Below are 21,174 nucleotides of genomic sequence, written 5' to 3'. Positions count from 1 at the left end.
TTTTTATATACAATTATAATAACTTATCGTAACTTCTTTACTAATTTTTAAGTGATTTTTTATGAATATTGAGTGGCAAAATTTTTTAGCTTCTAAAGAAGCTGTTATTGAGAACGAAAAAATAGTCTATTTCGGCAATATCAATAAAGAGCTTCGGCAAAGTAATAATGGCCATATTATGGCTAATTTATCACATATCGGTTTGATTTCAGCTGGAGGTGATGATGCCTTAAATTTCCTTCAAGGGCAGCTCACCAATGACATTAACCAAGTCACAGATAACAACGCTCAACTCAGCGCATACTGCTCGCCTAAAGGCCGAGCACTGGCGCTTTTTTTAATTTACAAACAAAACCAGAGTATATACCTTCAGGTTTCTGAAGAACTAATAGAGCCCACACTCAAGCGACTTAAAATGTTTGTCATGCGCTCTAAAGTCACTTTAGAGGATTGCACTGATCAATTCATCCGGTTCGGTTTATCTGGATCTAACAGCGAACAAAAGTTGATCAAACTATTTTCAAATATTCCCACTGAAGACTACAGCGCACTGCAACTGCCAAAAATAACGATCATTCGACTCCCTGGCGTTCACCCACGCTTTGAACTGATTGGCAGTAATGTGAGCGAAATGAAAATTATCTGGTCAACTTTAAGCCAGGAGTTCACACCTGTTGGGTATTCAGCGTGGGAACTGACAAATATTCAAGCAGGAATACCAACACTCAGCGCAGCAACCGCTGATAAATTTGTTCCACAAATGATTAATCTGGACGAACTTAATGCAATTAACTTCAAAAAAGGGTGCTATGTCGGGCAAGAAGTGATTGCACGAGTCAAGTATCTCGGCAAAGTAAAACGCCGAATACATCAGGCTTCCATTGAATCAACTTTCACACCACAAGCAGGTGATACTGTTTATTGTGGCGACAATGAAGCAATAATCGGGCTTGTTGTTTCAGCGCAGCCCACAAGTGAAAAAAAACAAGCTTTATTAATCTCTATAAAAGAGGACTTTCTTGAAAATAACCACATCTATCTAGAGAGTAATCAAGAAAAAACGCTGGTTAAGTTGATATCAAAAGTGCCACTGCAAGAATGACCATCACTCTTTATTTTTCAGGTAAGCCTCTACTTGAGTGACAAAGCGGTCGGGCTCAATGGGTTTCTGAATGTAACCATCAAAACCTGCTGCAAGAATGGCTTCACGATCACCCGCCATCACTTTAGCGGTCAGGGCAACAACTGTAGGTGCATTTGTAGTCGCCTGAATGCGTCGAGTCGCCTCCAGACCACCCATCCCCGGCATCTGGATATCCATTAAAACCAGAGCCAGTGAATTTGACTGAACTGCTGCTACCGCTTGTTCGCCATTATTGGCTTCACAAACAGTATAGCCACTGCGTTCAAGAAGAAAACGTGTCAGATAAAGATTTTGTTCATTGTCATCGGCGACTAATATTGTGGGTTTTGGCATCATTTATTGTACTCATCCTTAATTTTTCAGTCACGTATACGGAAACAATTTTTATGATGTTAATTATTCACAAATACGCCATGCAGTACGATACGGAAAGTAGAGCCTTTACCGAGCTGGCTATGCACTGTAATTTTACCCCCTAAAAGCTTGGCAAAACGTTGGCTGATAGCCAGCCCTAACCCAGTGCCTTCGTACTCTCGCTCTGTACGGGTATCGACTTGCTCGAAAGCACCGAAAACTTTACCTTGATCCTCTTCACTAATACCGATCCCCGTATCCACGACTTCTAACACCACATCATGGTTTTTTTGTCGACAAACTAGCGTGACACTGCCCCGCTCGGTAAATTTAATCGCATTCCCCATGAGATTAAACAATATTTGACGCAACTTACCACGGTCGGTATACACAATTTTTGGAGCATGACCTACAAGCTTTAAAGATAGATCTTTAGAGCCTATTTGAGCCATCATTAAGGCCTTGATCTCTTCTAACAACGGCATCAGTTCAAAGGCTTCCTTGATAACTTTCAACTTGCCTGATTCAACTTTGGATAGGTCCAGAATATCATTAATCAACTCCAGCAAATGGCTGGCAGAGCCATAAATCATCTGCAATTGACGAGCCTGCTCCTCATTCACCTTTCCGGCCATACCACTCTTCATGATTCCGGCAAAACCAATGATAGAATTCAGAGGTGTCCGCAGCTCGTGACTCATATTGGCTAAAAACTCTGACTTGGCACTATTGGCTTTCAAAGCAGATTCTTTAGCTTGAATCAGTTGTTTCTCCATCTGTTTGCGTTCAATAATTTCTTGTTTGAGAGATGCGTTAGTATCAGCCAATTCAAGAGTTCGCTGAACAACCAAGCCTTCAAGTTTGAATAAAATGTACCCCACATAGGCGAGTAGTAATATTGATATCAAGTAGAGTGCCAATCGATAACCATTGGCTTTGATGAGCAAGCTTTCATTATGACGCTGGTAGACATTGTATAATGAATTCAGCTCTCGAGAAGTAGGCAAAGTCATGAGCTCTTGCAGTATAGAATCCACTTTGATTTTTTGTTGCACAATCACTTTTACATGCGTCATAAGATTGTTGATACGCTGCTGCAAAGGCGTATCCCACTGGCTCTGCAAATGAAGCAATTGTGGTAACAGCGCCTCTATTTTCCCCGGATACACTTGGTCGCTGGTGAGGTTGTATGCCAAAGTGTAGTGCTCCAGAAGATTGATGTATTTAATCAGTGGATGAGCCTCATCTCTAGTGAGAGCCAAGGCTTTTGTCTGAGTGGCAGCGATGGGAAGAAAATTCAGTGAATTTTTGAGAACAGAAACTTGTGACTTAAGCTGCTCTAATAAATCAACCTTATGTTCAAATGCCTCTATCACTTTTTTTTGGTTCAGATTGATATCATCGTACTGAAACATATCAGCCGCTTTCAAGGTGTTATTTAGTCGGTTCTGAACTGCAATAATCTCTATCGAAGTATCCATGAGCGTATCGTAATGAGCGAGTAGACCATAGCGCACTTTAAGGAAATCCTGATTCAAGGCGGCATCAAGCTGGTGTAACTGTCTCAGATTATCAATAACCCGAGTATGCCGCTCAGGAACAACGGCCTGAGTGTTAATATATAGATACGATAATACAGCCATCAACAAGAAACCGACAGCCCAATGCCCTGGCTTTTTGGCATATCGCCTCATCGCGTTTGCCCTTCAGGTTCGCTGAATGTGGTTTCCTCGTAAACTCTGGATAGTGGTTGCCCTTGATACTCACCAGGCAAGGTCTTGAGAAAGGCAATAATGTGTTCAATATCAGCATCCGGGATGGTGCGCCCCAACTGATACTTAGCCATGATTTTGACTGCATCATAGAGAGTTTCGGCTGAACCATTGTGAAAATAGGGGGAGGTCAGCGCAACCAATCGCAAGGAGGGCACACGAAATACATAACGATCCCGCTCTTGGCCGGTCACATTAAAGCGCCCTAAACCCCTCTTTCCTGAAAGTCTGTCATCATCAAAAAACTCTTCAATTACACCGAGTTTTTGAAACATATTACCACCTACATTGCGCCCTTGATGGCAAGCAATACAACCATAGTCCTTAAATAATCGGTAACCAGACTTTTCCAGTGCATTGATCGAATCAACATCACCGCGCAAGTATTGATCAAAACGTGAATTTACAGTGATTAAACTACGCTCAAAGGTCGCGATAGCATTACGAACATTAGCTGCAGTGATACCATCGGAATATAATGTCCCAAAGCTCTTTTGATATTCGCGATCCCGTTTGAGTTTGCTGATCAATACTGGCCACTGAGTCGCAAACTCATGAGGAGCAGTGATTACAAAGTCGATCTGTTCTTCCAGAGTTTTGGCACGTCCATCCCAAAACAGGCGATGGTTAAGACTGCTATTGAATACGGTAAGACTATTAGCTCCCAATTCAACACCATCCTGCCCCTGAGCTTTTTCTGGGCAATCAGCGCCGCCACTTTTCAAAATGTGACAACTGGCACAGGACATATCATTATTGTGCGCCAAGCGAGGTTCATTAAATAATCTTTCGCCCAAAGCAGTCTTATCTGGATTAAGCCCCTTTAGAGAAAAAAGGGGCTGGATAGGTTCCAATTGTAAATCAAGTGGTGACAGAGGTTTATCTTTCACCTGTGGTGCGCTATTCGCATAGATCAGGCAAGGCAAGAGAAACAAATTAATCAATAAAAGTTTCAACAAATATTTAGGTTGTTTTTTATGATTTTTTATCAATCCATCCATGTCACTGCGCTCCCATTTTCACTGCTCAGCACCCTCTTTACCGAAAGGTGACTGCACCAAGAGTATCACTATCTCACTTTTAATCAGGCCTTGTGAAAATTTTCTTACCTGAATTCAGGTTACTTGTTCTTGACCAGTTTTTTTAAAAGCAATGCCCACAACACAAAACAGTGCTGCAAACACCCCCCCAACCACCGCTGACCCCACGAGGATAAATGATAGAAAAATAAGCCCCGAGCTTGCAATCACAGCATTATTCTTCATATTAATACTCCTTGCTATCCAAATGATCACTGGAATCAACAACAGTAAAAATAACCCATACTTTATTCCGATACTAATCAGGTCACTTTTAATATTTTCTTCCGAGTTAAGCGCTCGAAAAAGCACTTCAAGATGTTCTTTATCTTCGTTAAAATCTCGAAAAAGTACTTCAAGCTGATCTTTATCTTCTTTTGTAATCTCATCTTTGCTCTTTAGTTCATTATATTTAGCTTCTTTGCTCTTTAGCTCATTATATTCAACTTCGTACTCTGCTTTTGCCATTGCAGACTGTGGCAATAATAAGTAGCTGGAAGTCACTGCTATTCCCCACGCTACCAAGCCAACCAACAGTATTTTCAAATATTGATTCACAATTTTACCTCCATGATTATTTTTTGCCAGACTACCATATTCATTATTTCGCGGCGAAGTTATCCAGACAATGATAAAATGCCGATTTTTTAGCCCACTAATTAGAAATTAGAGATATCATGTTTCAACTTCGCGGCTCCATTGCTCTTTCATTTTTTCGTCAAAAGAAACTTCTAGCCACTCTAAAGGCTCAGTTTCCAGATATTTTCTCCATCAAAGCAGAGTTCACTCATTTTATTAATGACGAACAGGCATTGACCCAAGATGAACTCACACTGCTCAATAATCTGTTGGATTCGGGTGAAGAAAAAAACGCAAAAAAACCAAATGGACAACTATTTCTAGTCACTCCGAGATTCGGAACAATCTCGCCCTGGTCGAGCAAAGCCACAGATATTTTGCATATTTGTGGCTTAAATAATATCAAACGCATTGAGCGTGGCATTAATTATTACATTTCAAAACAGAGCGGCTCACTCAGTATTGATGAAAGCAAAGCCATCAGTGATCTTATTCACGACCGCATGACCGAAGTCGTGATTTCAAATTCAGATGATGCACATAAGCTGTTTTTGGCCGCTGAACCTGCGCCATTAGAACGTATCAATCTACTTAATGACGGTAAACCTGCTCTGATCGAAGCTAATCAAAATTTAGGATTAGCTCTCAGTGATGATGAAATTGATTACCTCGTTGAAAACTACATCACACTCGGACGCAACCCCAGCGATGTGGAGTTGATGATGTTTGCTCAAGCGAATTCCGAGCATTGTCGGCACAAAATTTTCAATGCTGACTGGAGTATTGACGGCATTGAACAGCAAAAAAGCCTGTTTGCGATGATTAAAAACACCACTATTTTAAATCCAGAAGGTGTTTTATCGGCTTACCATGACAACTCATCGGTGATTCAAGGCTCACCTGCTTACAAGTTATTCCCCAATCCTGAATCAAACAGCTACGAGCACCATGAAGAAGTTAACCATATATTAATGAAAGTGGAAACTCACAATCACCCCACTGCCATATCACCTTTTGCAGGTGCTGCAACAGGTGCTGGCGGTGAAATTCGTGATGAAGGTGCAACAGGTCGTGGCAGTAAACCTAAAGCGGGATTATCCGGATTTTCAGTTTCCAACCTAAGAATACCCAACGCAGAGCAGCCGTGGGAAACCGATTTTGGTAAACCAGAACGCATTGCCTCAGCACTGGATATTATGCTTGAAGGTCCTATTGGTGCGGCTGCATTCAATAATGAGTTTGGTCGCCCCAATCTCTGTGGCTACTTTCGTACTTATGAAGATAAAGCCCTCGGCCCCAATGGCGAAGAGCTACGTGGTTACCATAAACCCATCATGATCGCGGGTGGCCTTGGCTCTATTCGCGAACAATATATTGATAAGAACCCAATCCCTGCGGGTACTCATCTGATCGTACTCGGCGGCCCAGCCATGTTAATTGGTTTAGGTGGTGGCGCGGCCTCTTCAGTTGAAAGTGGCGCAAGCAGTGAAACCTTGGATTTCGCATCGGTACAACGTGGCAACCCTGAAATGGAACGTCGCTGTCAAGAGGTGATAGATGCTTGCTGGCGTATGAATCATAACCCCATCGTCGCTATTCATGATGTCGGCGCGGGCGGTATTTCCAATGCATTGCCTGAATTGGTGAATGACTGTAATCGTGGCGCAACAGTCAGGCTGCGTGACCTGCCTTGTGATGATTCCAGCATGTCACCCATGCAAATTTGGTGCAATGAGTCACAAGAGCGTTACATGCTGGCCATCACTTCTGAAGATTTAGAGCTGTTCAAAGCACTGTGTGAGCGTGAACGCTGCCCGTATGCGGTGGTCGGTGAAGCGACTGACGAGGCGCACCTTATACTTGATGATTCGCTGTTTGATAATCAACCCGTTGATCTACCGCTATCACTGCTTTTAGGTAAACCCCCTAAAATGTTTCGTGATGTACAGCGTCACCCTTTTGATAAAAACGAGATCAATCTCGATGGCATTGATTTTCATGAAGCGGCCTTTCGCGTGCTGCGTTTACCCACCGTTGCAGACAAAAGCTTTTTGATCACCATTGGTGATCGCAGCATTACGGGGCTGGTGCATCGTGACCAAATGGTCGGGCCATGGCAAATTCCAGTGGCTGATGTTGCCGTGACACTGACCGACTACGATGGTTACACTGGTGAAGCGATGGCAATGGGTGAACGTGCCCCGATTGCTCTAACCAATCATGCCGCCTCAGGTCGCATGGCGATTGGTGAAGCACTGACCAATCTGGCGGCAGCACGCATCAACAAAATGGGTGATATCAAGCTTTCCGCCAATTGGATGGCAGCGGCTGGTCATGATGGCGAAGATGCTGGGCTGTATGATACGGTTCATGCCATTGGCATGGAACTGTGCCCCGCTTTGGGCATTGCAATTCCTGTCGGCAAAGATTCCTTGTCGATGAAAACAGTCTGGCAAGAGCGTGGCCAAAACCAGGAGATGACCTCCCCTTTATCGCTCATCATCAGTGCTTTTTCACCCGTCACTGATGCACGTAAAACGCTCACGCCTGAGCTGGTCACCGACCAAGCCGATACAGGTCTTATTTTGATCGATCTGGGTCAAGGCAAAAATCGCCTGGCAGGATCAAGTTTGGCGCAAGTCTATAACCAAGTCGGTAATCAAGCGCCTGACTTGGATGATGTTGATGCTTTCAAGAGATTCTTTGATGTTATTCAAACCATGAATGACGCTGGGCTGTTATTGGCCTACCATGACCGCTCCGATGGAGGCTTGTTCGCCACACTCTGCGAAATGGCTTTTGCGGGACACACCGGCATTACTTGCAAACTCGATGAGTTAGGTGATGGTGTTATGGCCGCACTATTCAATGAAGAACTGGGCGCTGTGATTCAAGTCGCTGATACAGAAAAAGTGCTCGATTTACTGGATGATGTAGACCTCGACAAATATAGCCATGTAATTGCCCAACTCAATGATGAAGATCGCATTGTATTTACATATGAGACCCAAGAAATTCTGAGCGACAGCCGCGTTAATTTCCAACGAGTATGGTCTGAAACCTCATGGCGCATGCAAGCTTTGCGAGATAACCCCGAATGTGCAGATCAAGAGTATGCCGCCATTCTAGACGATGAAGATCCAGGTTTAAATATCGAATTAAGCTTTGACCCTGAAGAAGATATCGCAGCGCCTTATATCACCCAAGGTGTTCGCCCACGCATGGCTGTATTACGAGAGCAAGGCGTCAATGGCCAGATTGAAATGGCCGCCGCATTTGATCATGCCGGTTTTGATTGTCAAGACGTACATATGAGTGATTTATTGGCAGGGCGAGTCTCGCTCTCTGATTTTCAGGGACTCGTTGCTTGTGGCGGATTTTCTTATGGTGATGTACTGGGTGCAGGGCAAGGCTGGGCAAAATCCATTTTATACCACAACAATACACGCGATGAATTTGCCGAATTTTTCTCACGCTCTGATACGTTTGGATTGGGAGTTTGTAACGGTTGCCAGATGATGGCGCAATTGCATGAAATCATTCCAGGCAGTGAATTATGGCCCACTTTTCGCCGCAATATCTCAGAGCAATTTGAAGCACGCTTCTCCCTGCTTGAAGTGCAAAAATCCCCTTCTCTGTTTTTTCAAAATATGGCGGGTTCTCGTTTACCGGTTGCAGTGGCTCATGGTGAAGGGCTTGCTCAATTTCGTCAGAAAAATGGGGCTCAAAAAGCAGAGGATGCAGGTATTATTGCATTGAACTTTGTGGATAACAGAGGGCAGAAAACCGAAAGTTATCCCGCGAACCCAAATGGTTCACCCTCAGGAACCACAGGCTTCACAACAACGGATGGCCGATTTACAATTATGATGCCGCACCCCGAGCGGGTATTTCGTACAGTGCAAAACAGCTGGCACCCAAAAGGCTGGGAAGAGGATGGCCCTTGGCTCAGGATATTTCGTAATGCTCGAAAGCAGGTGGGGTAAGACAGCCCGACCCAGTAGGCGCTCAATAATTAAGAGCGCCCTGGCTTGAGCCTTTTATTTTTTAAACTGGTCCCACTGATTCACTATCAAGCAAAATAGCTCAGCTGTTTTTTCTGTATCATAACGTGCGGAGTGTGCTTCATCGCTACTCCATTCCATTTTGGCTGCTTTGGCAGCTCGTGCCAACACCGTCTGACCAAATGCCAAACCACCTAACGTTGCCGTATCAAACGTACTGAAAGGGTGAAATGGATTACGTTTTATTTTTGAGCGCTCTGCGGCGGCATTAATAAAAGAGAGATCAAAAGAGGGGTTGTGGCCCACTAAAATGGCTCGTGTACAACCTGTTTCTTTGACGGCTTGGCGGATGGGGCGAAATATATCGTGCAGTGCTTCACTCTCTTCTTGTGCAATACGCAATGGATGAAAGGGATCAATCCCCGTAAACTTCAGTGCCGCTTCATCAAGGTTTGCACCTTCAAAAGGTTTGATATGACAAGAATATATTTCGCCAGGGGACAATACTCCATCGTCATCCATCTCGATAGGAATTGCGGCCAGCTCTAATAATGCATCACGTTTGGCATCAAATCCCGCCGTCTCGACATCGACCACAACAGGCAAATAACTTCTAAAGCGTTTTGCAATCGGTCGCTTTTGAGATTTATTTGTCTCTGCACTATTTTTTTCTGAATTACTCAACCAATTTCCACCTTAATTCTGATCCTGCCCGAAATGGAATAAGTGGCTCTCCACCCAAATCAAATTGATCGGGAACTGAGCTGGCTTCTGCTCGAAGCATGATCTTTTCTTTATTGCGAGGTAAACCATAAAAATTAGGCCCATAAAAACTGGCAAAACCTTCCAGTTTATCAAGCGCATTCACCGAATCAAACGCTTCGGCATAAAGTTCTATGGCTGCATGAGCCGTATAAATTCCAGCACAACCACAGGAATTTTCTTTATTACCCTGAATGTGAGGTGCGCTGTCCGTTCCTAAAAAGAATTTTGGATTGCCACTGGTTGCAGCTTTCAACAATGCTAAACGATGGCGTTCACGTTTCACCACAGGAAGGCAATAATAATGAGGGTGAATCCCTCCTACCAACATTGCATTACGATTTAGTAGCAGGTGATGCACTGTCATCGTTGCAGCAATATTTTCACCCGAAGCACTTACAAACTCCACCGCATCCGCAGTTGTAATATGCTCAAGCACAATTTTCAAACGAGGAAATCGAATCACCAGTGGAGCCAGTTTTGTTTCAATAAAAACTTTTTCCCGGTCAAATACATCAACGTCAGAATCCGTCACCTCACCATGCACCAGCAGAGGCATTTTTAGCTCAGCCATTACTTCAAGCGCATCATAAATGGCTTCAATCTGAGTCACACCCTGTGCAGAGTTTGTCGTCGCCCCTGCCGGATACAGCTTTGCGGCAACAACATGACCACTTTGGTGAGCGCGCCTGATTTCATCTGCAGATGTATGATCGGTCAGATAGAGCGTCATAAGTGGTTTAAATGATCTTGCATCAGGAATCGCACCTAAAATGCGTTGCCTGTAAGCCAGCGCGGCTTCCGTCGTCATCACAGGGGGCTGTAAATTAGGCATTACAATCGCACGTAAAAACTGCTCAGCGGCATGCGAAACGGTTGTACTTAAAGCTGTCCCATCACGCAGGTGGATATGCCAATCATCGGGCTTTATTAGAGTTATTGTATTCATGTGTGCTCACATTAAGGGAGGCAGCATAAGGATGCAAGTTACTTTTCTTGACCTTGTCGATGAAAATACCGATGATAGCGCAATTATTTTAAGTTTACCTTTGTTTACAAGAATATTATGTCAAAAATCAATAAAGTTGTTTTAGCTTATTCGGGTGGCCTTGATACCTCCATCATTCTCAAATGGCTGCAAGATGAATATCAATGCGAAGTCGTCACGTTCACCGCTGATATTGGCCAAGGTGAAGAGGTTGAGCCGGCACGCGCCAAAGCCGAAGCGATGGGAGTTAAAGAGATCTACATCGAAGACCTTCAAGAGGACTTCGTTCAAAATTACGTTTTCCCCATGTTTCGTGCCAATACCATCTATGAAGGCGAATACCTGTTAGGGACTTCTATTGCACGGCCTCTGATTGCAAAACGTCTGGTCGAAATTGCAGCTGAAACAGGTGGTGATAGCATTTCCCATGGAGCAACAGGAAAAGGCAACGACCAAGTCAGGTTTGAATTAGGTGCTTATGCTCTGAATCCAGACATTCATGTGATTGCCCCTTGGCGAGAGTGGGATCTCAACTCGCGTGAAAAATTACTCGCTTATGCAGAAAATCACGGCATTCCTATTGAGAAAAAACACGGCCAAAAGTCACCCTATTCGATGGATGCAAATCTGCTGCATATCTCTTATGAAGGTGGCATTCTGGAAAACCCCTGGACTGAAGCTGAAAAAGATATGTGGCTTCATACCGTTTCACCCGAGCAAGCACCTGATTCGGCGACTTATATCGAGCTAGATTTCAAAAATGGTGATGCGGTCGCACTCAATGGCGAGGTTATGACAGCCGCTACAATACTGAGAGCCCTTAACAAAGTGGGCGGCGATAACGGCATTGGTCGTTTAGATATTGTTGAAAACCGTTATGTAGGCATGAAAGCTCGCGGTTGCTATGAAACACCCGGTGGCACCATTTTACTCAAAGCCCACCGTGCCATTGAGTCGATCACACTGGATCGAGAAGCGGCGCACCTGAAAGATGAGATGATGCCTCGTTATGCCACGCTTATTTATAATGGCTACTGGTGGAGTCCTGAGCGCCGTATGTTGCAAGCGATGATTGATCTTTCACAAACCACTGTTAATGGCAAAGTCCGCTTAAAACTGTACAAAGGATGTGTCAGTGTCGTGGGACGAGAGTCCAGCACTCACAGCTTGTTTGATGAAAACATTGCTACTTTTGAAGATGATGCAGGCGCGTATGATCAGAAAGATGCTGAAGGCTTCATAAAACTAAACGCACTGCGTTTGCGCCTTGCCGCCAAAAAAGGGCATTAATCCCATCATTTAACTTCTAGCTCCCACGGCCCTCCGTGGAAATTTATATGGCCAGCCATGAAACAGCGCTCTATTCCTTCTCATCAACTCATTTTTACCGTCGCTATTAAAGATGAGATTCCTGTTGATTGGCTCAAAGAACGCAACGTCGCCGTTCACTTATTAAAGGCGATAAAAGCCGGTATATTAAAAAACAGCCCCCTATCTGAGAAAAATTCCGGTGTTCTTTTTGTTATCACTGGAGTCGGATCTAAACATTCAACGGATGCTGCAATCTGGATAAAAACCCACTTACAACCGCTTTATGTCATAAATATTGGCTCATGTGGAGCTATTGGCAACAGCGCTGCAATGGGAACATGGATTACTCCTGTCGCCATTGAAAACAGCGAAGAAGGTCAAACACAACCCATTGATACGCGCCTTCCCTTCTCTTTTCCAAAAAACCTCCCTTATAAACCCCGTGGCCGGCTGCTGACTGTCAAAAAACCAGAGTTTGGAAAAATCCCTGATTCGTGGAAAACGTGCCATTACGTTGACATGGAAGCATTTCACCAGGCACAGATTTTTGCTGATAGTGAAATTTCGTTTCATCTGTTAAAAATGATCTCTGATGAATCAAACTATGAAACAATTGAGCTATTTCAACGAATGCTTTTTGTGATGCGAAAGCAACTAAAAACCATTCTTTCATTTTTAGATATGCCTATTGAACCAGATATTACCGTCGTCATTCCAACATACAATCGGCAAGATCGAATCACTCATGCGATTGAATCTGTATTAGCACAAACCTTGTTGCCACAAGAGATCATCGTCGTCGATGATGGCTCAAGTGATTCAACCCATGAAGTACTGAAAAAATACTCTGATAAAATCAGGCTAATTTCTTTAAATAAAAACCACGGTGTTTCCTATGCTCGAAACAAAGCAATCACGCTGAACCAAAGTTCGTGGATCGCACTGCTTGACTCGGATGATTTATGGAGCCCTGACAAACTTGAAAAACAGTGGCAATTTTTACAAGCCAATCCTTTTTATCAAATCATGCAGAGTCAGGAGATCTGGATTCGTAATAGCAAGCGTGTTAACGCCTGCAAACATCATAAAAAGCCTCAAGGCTGGATCTGGAAGGAATCACTAGAGCGCTGCATGATCTCCCCATCTTCCACCCTGATCAAGCGTAACTTGTTTGACTTATATGGCACGTTTGATGAAAATCTGCCTGCCTGTGAAGATTATGATTTGTGGTTACTCATTACTCGCCATCATGTGGTGGGTCTTGAATCCAGCCTATCGTTGACTCGGTTTGGTGGACATAAAGATCAATTATCAAGCCAATATCCTGCGATGGATCGTTTTCGTATCAGCGCCTTAATTAAGGCGCTTGATGCAGAGCAAGAGCCGTACTACCGGCAAGCCTTACTTAAAGTACTCATCAAAAAATTACCGATCCTGATCAATGGCTATCAAAAACGTGACAATCAAATCATGAGTCAAAAATATCAAACTATTTTATCCTCACTTAACAACAATCACTAAAATAGTAGGATAATTTCATGAAGATAGGTAAAATCGAAAAAATTTTCGTTTTTTTTGCTAACAAAAGGTTCAGTCACTATGTTATTAAAATCCATTAAAACATCAATAATATCCACAGTTATTGCGTCAGTATTTCTCTCGGCCGCACATGCCGAAGAACCTAAACAAAAAATAGAACCCATCACTGATACACAGACTTCTGAAGTCGCAGCCTTTTTAGATAAGTTACCACCACAGTTGCTTCAATCCGTAAGCAATTCATTAGCTGAGTATAAAGCTGCAACTGAAATTAAAAAAGAGACCACACCAAAGCGTATGGCTTTTGGTCAAAAAGAGAGTCCAGTCCATATCATAAAATGGCTAGACATTCTCTGCCCTCATTGCAAGCACATGGATGAAACACTACATGCAATTTTGCAAGATACGCCTGACGACTCGTGGAGCCTGGAAATACGTAACTACCCTTTAGACAAAGAGTGTAATTCTAACGTCAACTTTAGTGCTGAAGATGGCGTACGCTGTTTAGCAGCCAAAATCATGATCTGTCAAACAGACTCCGCTGAACTAGAGCGCATACGCTTTGAGATGTTTCAGCAACAAAAATTCTTAACGACTGAGAGAATTTGGCAGAGTGCAATTTCTGATGAAGCTCAAAAGAAAAAATTGGAAGCTTGTGTGAAATCAGCTGAAACAGCTGCGACTCTGAAAGAAGATATTAATTTTGCAAAACAGCATGGTATTACAGGAACTCCCCTACTCGCCTTGAATAATAAAAGAATAGAAAATTTCCCTCCCCTTATTTATGCGCTAATTTTAGCTAAAGGTGATGTTAATAACTCTGCTTTTCTAGCACTGCCTCCTGCGGCTCCAAAAAAGGAAGGGGATCACCATGATCACGACCATAAGCATGACCATTAATTAAGGGTATTTTTGAGTATAATATTCTATAATTTTTTTAACTGACTCAAAACCAAATAGATCCAAATCTATTTCGTGCAGCGGTGTAAACTGATATCCAGCCACATCATCCGCTGCACGAATTTTAGAAAAATCCCTGACTTGGCAAACAAAAGCTAAGTCCAGCGTAAAATAGATCATATCGCCATAAGGGTAGTCGTTTGGAAAAGTGGCTAACAGTGAAAACTGCTCAATTTCGAGATTAAGCTCTTCTCGTATTTCCCGCTGCAGTGCATCCTCAGCTCGCTCACCCACATCAACAAACCCACCAGGAAGATCCAGCATTCCCTTAGCAGGTTTTCGGCCACGCTCAACCACAAGCAAGTTTCTATTTTCATCAACAATCAGTGCAGCCACAGCCGCCGCTGCATTAAGATAGTAGTGAAATTTGCAAGCTCCACAATGAAAAGCGTTGTCTTCAGATGAAAGAAGGAACCCCTTCCCACCACACTTTGGACAATATTTAAATATATTTGTCGCGTTATGAATCATTCAATTTGACGTGTGACGGTGTTGAATAATTCTCCAACCTGTGTAAATTCGTTAATCAAGCTGTCTAGCGCGCCATCAATACCTATTATGTTTCCACTACGCGCCATTTTTTCCAGGCAATAGCTTTCATCCGCAAGCAGTGTTGCCCCAACATTGCTACTACTTCCTTTCAGACTGTGTGCGATCCAGCGTATTGTTTTAGCATCCTCATCAACAACAGCCTGTTTCATTTCTTGAATACGACTATGAGTATCACTTATAAAATCATCAATGAGCTCACCAAATTCACCCCCCAATACCGAACGTAACTCATCTAATACATGCATATCGAGAGACACTCCATTGGATACTAATGACTTCGGAGCAGATTTTTGTTGCACCAACCAACGTGACAATACTCGATTAATGTCACTGAGTTGTACGGGTTTGGAAATATAATCGTCCATTCCAGAATCAATGCAACGTTGGTAATCTTCTTTTAATGCATTGGCTGTCATTGCGACAATCGGTGTATGTCGCATTTCACCTTCAATGCGGCGAATTGTCGCAGTGGCTTCATAACCATCCATTTCAGGCATTTGACAATCCATTAATATCAGATCATAGGATAGCTTTGAAACAGCTTTCACCGCCTCCACACCATTCGCAGCAACGTCCGCACGACAACCCATTTTTTTCATGATTCCTAAAGCGACTTTCTGATTGACAGCATTATCTTCTACCACCAAAACCCGCCCTTTAAATTGATAGGACTTAGCATTCACATCAATACTTATTTGAGGGTTGGCCTCAGTCGCTCCCCCCATTATCGAGTCAAGACATGCATACAATTGAGTTTGACTCATCGGCTTCGATAAACAAGCAGAGACACCTCCAGTACCAAGCCGCTTTTCACTCTGCCTACGCAAGCCGTAACAAGTGATTTGCACAATACGCGGAGGTGTCATATCAAGCGCATTACTAATTTTTTTCAGTAATGGCATATAATGCAGATTCGGTGAGTTTTTATCCATCACTAAAATATCAAAATGTTCACCTTTTTCAGCTGCGCACTGCAAGCGCGTCATCACTAAGCGACTGCTATTTACAAATTCATAAATAGCACCTACATCATGAAGCGCATGATTCATAAAAGTCTGGCCTGCAGATGTGCACCCAGCAATGAGAATACGCACATTTTTCAATTGATTTGGCAATACAATATCAAGCTGCTGAAAGCTTTTATTTTTGGCCTTCCTTGAGGTAATTGAAAAGTGAAATGTAGTGCCATGCCCTTGCTGACTACGCACACCAATCTCCCCACCCATTTTTTCAACTAATTGCCTGGAAATTCTCAGTCCGAGCCCTGTTCCTCCATATTGACGCTTGGTTGAACTATCAACCTGTGTAAAGGAGTCAAACAGATGTGAACAATTATTTTCGTCAATACCAATACCTGAGTCGGACACTTCGAAAAAAAGCTGTATTCGATCACCCATTTCGCTTGAGAATGACCCGCGAACAATAACCTCTCCCTGCTCAGTAAACTTAACAGCATTACCCACGAGGTTCACTAGAATCTGACGTAACCGGCCAGGATCACCATTGACAAATCGAGGCACATCATGCTCAATCATACAAACCAGTTCTAAATTTTTACGGCCCACCTGTTCAGTAAAAAGGTCAAGCACCTCATCAACAATTTGTCGCAGATCAAAGTCGATCTCTTCCAGCTCTAATTTACCCGCCTCATTTTTAGAGAAATCCATAATATCATTGATAATGCCTAACAATGATTCCGCTGACCCGAGTACTGATTCTGCAAACTCACTCTGCTCTGCAGACAACTCAGAGTCCAACAACAGACCTGTCAAACCAATGATTCCATTCATAGGCGTACGAATTTCATGACTCATTGTTGCTAAAAATTCACTTTTAACCTTGCTGGCAATCTCTGCAACTTCTTTTGCTTTTTTTAGATCATGCTCAACTTTTTTGCGTTCATTAATATGAGTTTCCAGCTCATTCATTGTTTTACGCATCATCTGCATTTGTGTGCTGTACTGTGAGTTAATCACAATATTATCTTTACGCCTTAAAGCAATATCACAAACTCGCCGCAAATCATCAAGATGAAAGGGCTTCTGCACAAAATCAATCGCGCCCGCCAACATGAATGACTCAACACACTTCATATTAGTATTGGCAGTCATGATTACGATACTTTGTTCAGGATCAATTTTCATAATCTCACTGAGAACCTGTTCACCTGACAGGTTCTTTATCATGAGATCAAGTAATATCAAATTATGACGACGTTCTTTCCATGCTTGCAGGCCTAACAAACCATCCGCCGTCACTTCCATTTCATAACGCTTATTTAAAGCACGCCGTGCGATATCGGCAGTATCTTCGTTATCTTCAATAACAAGCAATGAAGGTTTACTGATCCCCCACCCTACATCATCAATACAAGATTTCACTAATGATATTAATGATTTAACACTCTCTATAGGATAACGTATAAAACAGTTTACTTCGTAGTCAAATGCAGTAATTTTAGCGATATGCCGATTATTGGTGTGTGCTATCACAATAATCGGTGTTTTTTGTGAAGTATTAAAAACACCCGACCGCACAATACGAGCCAAACGCCAACCATCAATATGAGGAACTGCAATATCAGTGATAATCAAATCAAATGAATTTTCATGTAACAAACGAAGTGCAGATCGCCCATCTTCAGCTTCCAATACCTGATGGTATCCTGCTTGACGAAGATAACTGGCAATTTCAAAACGTATACCAGGATCGGCATTTATAAGTAAAATTTTTATATTTTGATGCTGCATAGCTTCACAAAGAGGATAAATAATTTAAGTTTTGCGAGCCCTTACTTCCAGCAGTAAATAACTCGAGCAATATTTCCGGTTTTATTATAAGAAAATTCATCACAAAGTGATTTGATTAATGCGACCCCACGGCCTGTCAAGCTTTCAATTCCAGCCATATTAGCCAAGTAACTTTCTGCATCAAAACCTTCACCGTTATCTTCAACATGAATTGTAAGTGCCCAGCCATCAGAAGTAGGCCGACACAAGAGCTTGACTCGAATCCAGCCGCGCTCCAATACCTCGAGTCCTTTCTCCCTCATGCTGTAATAATTCGAAAAGCCATCTGATGTATTTTTAATATTTGAATCTAGCTGGAGAAGGCCATGTTCAATAGAATTAGAGATCAATTCCGATAAAACTGTGCATATACGTGAGCGATGAATTTCGGAAATACGATGCTGTTCCAACATTCGCATAAATACATAAACAGGGTCTGCTGCCTTAAGAGATACTCCTGCAATAAACTGCTCAGCACTCCAGCAATCTGGATCTTCCATACTGTTATAAACAGGCATTTCATCTTCTACAGCCATGGCTGAAACCAACTGATCACAATCAAGTTCGACGAGTGTGATATCGTCCGTTTGAGGCATTTCGCCTCTGAAATTTTGCAGATCACTAATAATCGTATTGAAGAGTTTTCCTGACTGAGTGTTCCCATCAAATAACCCATGTAAACGTACTTTTCGATACATTTCATTCTGGCTATTTTCTGCTTCAATCAATCCATCTGTATAGAAAAAGAGCCTCATTCCAGGTTCAATATCAATATCAGTCACACCACTGTAACGCCCAGCATCACTGACAACACCTAAAGGCATGGCCGTGGAAGGCAATAATTGATGAATACGTCCCTCTGAGTTCACGACTAATACGTCAGGCAACCCACCATTCCACAGGCTGATTTTACCTTGAGCAACATCAATTTCTATTAAACATGCTGCACAAAAAAGCCCTGTAGGCAAGACAGTATTTAGCTTTTTATTCAGTTCATAAACAACATCACTAACAGGGTAGCCTTTAGTCGTCATCGTATAAAATACGTCTGCGGCAGGCATTGCACAAACAGCAGCTGGCAGACCATGTCCAGTAAAATCCCCCAACATTAGATACAGGTTATTTAATGGGTTACGGCCACAGATCAATAGATCACCATTGAGTACAGAGGCAGGTCTGCTCCAGCTTTTAATGCAGTCAGGAAGTGTTTCACTCGCTTGAGTAATACTGTCAAAAACATGCCTTGCCACTTCCATTTCACGCTGCATCTCTACGTGGAAAGACTCTAATGCATGCTTTTGTTGCTGTAACTTATCGTAGAGCCGCCGAATGCGCTCCATGGCATCAATTTTTGCTTTCAAAATTATGCTATGGTAGGGCTTCGTTAGAAAATCATCACCGCCCGCTTCAATACAAGCACTCAGTGCATCATTATCAGTTAATGCTGTCAGGAAAATCACTGGAACAAAACGATCGGTACAGCGTAACTTTATCTCTCGTGCCGCCTCATAACCATCCATCACGGGCATCATGACATCAAGCAGAACCATGTCTGGCTGCTCTTTTTCAAAAAGGGTGACCGCCTCTTTTCCATCTTTGGCAACAACAACCTGATACCCAGCTTTCAGCAAGATGCCTTTGAGTACTCGACAATTGACCCGATCATCATCAGCAATCAGCAATTTAAGTGATCTATCATCCTGATATATCATTTTTTAAAACTAATTTAAAAAGATAAATTAATGTGAGGCCGACTCTACTTTAAACAGCAGATGAAAATTAGAAATATTCAAGATCTCTTTAATCTCTTCACGACATTTGGTGATAGCAATATTGGCTCCATTTCCACCCGCATATTCGCGCAGAAGTAGTAACATTCCTAGCGCAGAGCTGTCCATATAATCTGTACCACCGAGATTAATGACATATTTAGGATGTTCCATTTGTTGATCCACATTTTCGTAAGCTTCGCGAAACTCACGATGAACATTAAAGTCAAATCTGCCACTGACTTCAATTTCAATGATGTCTTCCTTATTCCGTATATTTGCTTTAACTGACATAATAGTTACTCCCAAACAAATCAGATAGCTCTATCAATTCCATCTTTCACTACAGACAACTACGCGAAAGCATACACCTTTCGCCTCATTTTTCATAATTCAGGATCGTAAATGAAATAATATCCAGAATTACGTCTGATAATTATCGGCTTACTGTCATGCAATCTTAAGGAAAATTTAGACCCTAATCAGCAAGGCAAGGGGCGTTAATACGCTTTAAAACCTCTGTTGCAACATGATTGAGTGGCAATACTTTATCCACTCCGCCGAGTTTAACCGACGCACCTGGCATTCCCCAAACAACACTCGTTTCTTCATCCTGTGCCACTGTAAATGCTCCCGCTTCATGCAACTCTTTCATACCGATCGCGCCATCAGTTCCCATTCCCGTAAGAATCACTCCAACCGTATGAGCATTGACATTTTGAGCAACTGATCGAAACATAACATCTACAGCAGGCCGATGACGATTAACACGTGGTTCATCACTTAATTGGCAAACATAACCATCACCCTCAGGAACAACCAATAAATGACGATCTCCAGGTGCAATATAAACATGCCCATGTAAAATCTTCTGACCCTCTTTTGCTTCACAAACCTCCATCTCTGACATTGTGTTCATACGATGAGCAAAAGGCGCACTGAACGCTTCTGGAATATGCTGTGTAATCACAACGGGAGGTGTATCGGCCGGTAGCCTCATCAATACCTCTTTAATTGCTTCAGTGCCCCCCGTAGATGCACCAATCGCGATCATTCGATCCACCACTTTTGTTGAAATAGAAACGCTGTTATTTTGTACTGTATTAGATGGGGATTTTTGTGAGACAGGTGCACGTTGTGCTGGCTGAATACGCGCAACTGCTGCAGCTTTTACTTTTTCAATTAGCTCATCTGAATATAATGAGAGTTGATTTGAGACATCAACGGTTGGTTTGGTTACAAAATCAACAGCACCTAGCTCCAACGCCTTAAAAGTGACATCGGCACCTTTTTCAGTCAATGTTGAAACCATCACCACCGGCATAGGCCGCAAACGCATCAAATTTTCTAGAAATTGAATGCCATCCATGCGTGGCATCTCAATATCCAGTGTTAAAACATCTGGGCTCAATTTTTTAATTTTATCTCGAGCAATATAAGGGTCTGCTGCAGTCCCCACCACTTCAATTTCGGTGTCACTTTTTAAAATTTCAGTCAAAAGATTACGAATCAGTGCAGAATCATCAACAATTAACACTTTAATTTTTTTCATCAAGCACTCCTTACTATTCC

16 protein-coding genes are annotated in these 21,174 nt (G+C 42.6%); 5 read left to right on the top strand and 11 right to left on the bottom strand.

Annotated elements, in window-relative coordinates; all coding sequences use genetic code 11:
• Positions 1 to 61: 61 nt before the first annotated feature.
• Complete coding sequence (locus L3J70_00375) at positions 62 to 1,102, top strand: folate-binding protein (protein ID MCF6234829.1); 1,041 nt, start codon at positions 62 to 64, stop codon at positions 1,100 to 1,102.
• Between the two features lie 3 nt (positions 1,103 to 1,105).
• Here L3J70_00375 and L3J70_00370 read toward each other — a convergent pair whose 3' ends face one another.
• From L3J70_00370 to L3J70_00355, 4 genes are all read right to left on the bottom strand, one after another.
• Positions 1,106 to 1,480, bottom strand: coding sequence for a response regulator (locus L3J70_00370; protein ID MCF6234828.1), 375 nt, complete (start codon positions 1,478 to 1,480; stop codon positions 1,106 to 1,108).
• Positions 1,481 to 1,536: 56 nt separating this feature from the next.
• On the bottom strand, positions 1,537 to 3,192 hold the full coding sequence (locus tag L3J70_00365; protein ID MCF6234827.1) for an ATP-binding protein: 1,656 nt from the start codon (positions 3,190 to 3,192) through the stop codon (positions 1,537 to 1,539).
• Positions 3,189 to 4,271, bottom strand: a complete 1,083-nt coding sequence (locus tag L3J70_00360; protein MCF6234826.1) for a c-type cytochrome — start codon at positions 4,269 to 4,271, stop codon at positions 3,189 to 3,191. The genes L3J70_00365 and L3J70_00360 overlap by 4 nt, the downstream gene beginning before the upstream one ends.
• A gap of 114 nt (positions 4,272 to 4,385) precedes the next feature.
• Complete coding sequence (locus L3J70_00355; GenBank protein ID MCF6234825.1) at positions 4,386 to 4,817, bottom strand: hypothetical protein; 432 nt, start codon at positions 4,815 to 4,817, stop codon at positions 4,386 to 4,388.
• A 209-nt stretch (positions 4,818 to 5,026) separates the two neighbouring features.
• On the opposite strand from L3J70_00355, the gene purL reads away from it, so the two are divergent.
• Positions 5,027 to 8,914, top strand: coding sequence for a phosphoribosylformylglycinamidine synthase (gene purL / locus L3J70_00350; protein MCF6234824.1), 3,888 nt, complete (start codon positions 5,027 to 5,029; stop codon positions 8,912 to 8,914).
• 54 nt (positions 8,915 to 8,968) lie between these two features.
• Here purL and rnt read toward each other — a convergent pair whose 3' ends face one another.
• Both rnt and pyrC read right to left on the bottom strand, forming a co-directional pair.
• Positions 8,969 to 9,616 carry a ribonuclease T gene (rnt, locus tag L3J70_00345; protein MCF6234823.1) on the bottom strand — a complete coding sequence of 216 codons (648 nt, stop codon included), beginning with the start codon at positions 9,614 to 9,616 and terminating at the stop codon, positions 8,969 to 8,971.
• Positions 9,609 to 10,643, bottom strand: a complete 1,035-nt coding sequence (gene pyrC, locus L3J70_00340) for a dihydroorotase (protein ID MCF6234822.1) — start codon at positions 10,641 to 10,643, stop codon at positions 9,609 to 9,611. The genes rnt and pyrC overlap by 8 nt, the downstream gene beginning before the upstream one ends.
• A 117-nt stretch (positions 10,644 to 10,760) precedes the next feature.
• On the opposite strand from pyrC, the gene L3J70_00335 reads away from it, so the two are divergent.
• The 3 genes from L3J70_00335 to L3J70_00325 all read left to right on the top strand — a co-directional run bounded on the left by L3J70_00335 (position 10,761) and on the right by L3J70_00325 (position 14,432).
• Positions 10,761 to 11,972, top strand: coding sequence for an argininosuccinate synthase (locus tag L3J70_00335; protein MCF6234821.1), 1,212 nt, complete (start codon positions 10,761 to 10,763; stop codon positions 11,970 to 11,972).
• A gap of 57 nt (positions 11,973 to 12,029) precedes the next feature.
• On the top strand, positions 12,030 to 13,514 hold the full coding sequence (locus L3J70_00330; GenBank protein MCF6234820.1) for a glycosyltransferase: 1,485 nt from the start codon (positions 12,030 to 12,032) through the stop codon (positions 13,512 to 13,514).
• Positions 13,515 to 13,592: 78 nt separating this feature from the next.
• Positions 13,593 to 14,432, top strand: coding sequence for a DsbA family protein (locus tag L3J70_00325; GenBank protein ID MCF6234819.1), 840 nt, complete (start codon positions 13,593 to 13,595; stop codon positions 14,430 to 14,432).
• On the opposite strand, the gene L3J70_00320 is transcribed toward L3J70_00325, so the two are convergent.
• The 5 genes from L3J70_00320 to L3J70_00300 form a co-directional block, all read right to left on the bottom strand.
• Positions 14,433 to 14,828, bottom strand: a complete 396-nt coding sequence (locus tag L3J70_00320) for an NUDIX domain-containing protein (protein MCF6234818.1) — start codon at positions 14,826 to 14,828, stop codon at positions 14,433 to 14,435.
• Positions 14,829 to 14,959: 131 nt separating this feature from the next.
• A complete protein-coding gene (locus tag L3J70_00315) occupies positions 14,960 to 17,794 on the bottom strand; it encodes a response regulator (protein ID MCF6234817.1) in 2,835 nt (944 codons plus the stop codon).
• A gap of 41 nt (positions 17,795 to 17,835) precedes the next feature.
• Positions 17,836 to 19,545 (bottom strand): SpoIIE family protein phosphatase, encoded by a 1,710-nt coding sequence (locus L3J70_00310; GenBank protein ID MCF6234816.1) that lies wholly within the window; start codon positions 19,543 to 19,545, stop codon positions 17,836 to 17,838.
• Positions 19,546 to 19,572: 27 nt separating this feature from the next.
• Positions 19,573 to 19,896 carry an STAS domain-containing protein gene (locus L3J70_00305; GenBank protein MCF6234815.1) on the bottom strand — a complete coding sequence of 108 codons (324 nt, stop codon included), beginning with the start codon at positions 19,894 to 19,896 and terminating at the stop codon, positions 19,573 to 19,575.
• A 184-nt stretch (positions 19,897 to 20,080) separates the two neighbouring features.
• The gene (locus tag L3J70_00300; protein ID MCF6234814.1) at positions 20,081 to 21,154 is read right to left on the bottom strand and encodes a chemotaxis response regulator protein-glutamate methylesterase; all 1,074 of its coding nucleotides are present in this window, start codon (positions 21,152 to 21,154) and stop codon (positions 20,081 to 20,083) included.
• Positions 21,155 to 21,174 lie beyond the last annotated feature (20 nt).

The organism is Gammaproteobacteria bacterium (assembly GCA_021648145.1).
Classification (GTDB): domain Bacteria; phylum Pseudomonadota; class Gammaproteobacteria; order JAADGQ01; family JAADGQ01; genus S141-38.
The sequence above is the reverse complement of the archived record's forward strand: the minus strand, read 5'-3'. Positions and strand labels throughout refer to the sequence as shown.